This is a genomic window from Piscinibacter defluvii (assembly GCF_004011805.1).
Lineage (GTDB): Bacteria > Pseudomonadota > Gammaproteobacteria > Burkholderiales > Burkholderiaceae_C > Piscinibacter > Piscinibacter defluvii.
Genome location: NZ_RCHJ01000138.1, coordinates 1 through 581, shown reverse-complemented (window position 1 = coordinate 581; position 581 = coordinate 1). Strand labels below are relative to the sequence as shown.

At 64.2% G+C, this 581-nt stretch carries 1 protein-coding gene; it reads left to right on the top strand.

Annotation, left to right across the window (positions count from 1 at the left end; genetic code table 11):
- Window positions 1-169 precede the first annotated feature (169 nt).
- Window positions 170-415 (top strand): CDGSH iron-sulfur domain-containing protein, encoded by a 246-nt coding sequence (locus D9C15_RS33255; protein WP_128003727.1) that lies wholly within the window; start codon window positions 170-172, stop codon window positions 413-415.
- Window positions 416-581: the final 166 nt, after the last annotated feature.

Here is a 581-nt window from a genome sequence, read left to right as displayed (position 1 = left end):
CGCGGGCCAAGTGCCTTGCCGGTGGAGGTCCCTCTCGAGCGAAGGGTTAGGCCGCACTCTCGGACTAGGCGCATAGTTGCGCACGGACTGTGATACCCAAGCTGGCGAGGCCGGCTGGGACCACGCAGTGCGAAGCGCGAGGAGTGCGAGTTCACACAAGGAGTGCACCATGGCTACACCCGTTCGGGCCAGCAACACGCCCTTCCCAGTAGCTGTTGAAGCGGGCAAAGACTACTGGTGGTGTGCTTGTGGGCAGAGCAAGAACCAGCCGTTCTGCGACGGCACACACAAGGCGGAGCGTCAGTTCACGCCGGTGAAGTACACGGCGGCGGAGAGCACAACCGTCTACTTCTGCGGATGCAAAGGGACTGGGAACTCACCACTGTGCGACGGGACGCACAAGAAGACAGCGTGATGGCGGCGCTGGATGATCGGACGGTCGCCCGCGCCTTCAACTCGCTTCGCTGATGCCGAGGGCAGGACCGAGAACAGTGAACCTCTCGGGGTGCCCCCGGTGTTCCGTCGTGCGGCCTAACGTTTGAGCTGAGGGGCCGTAGCCGGGAAGGCGCTTGGCCCGCTGG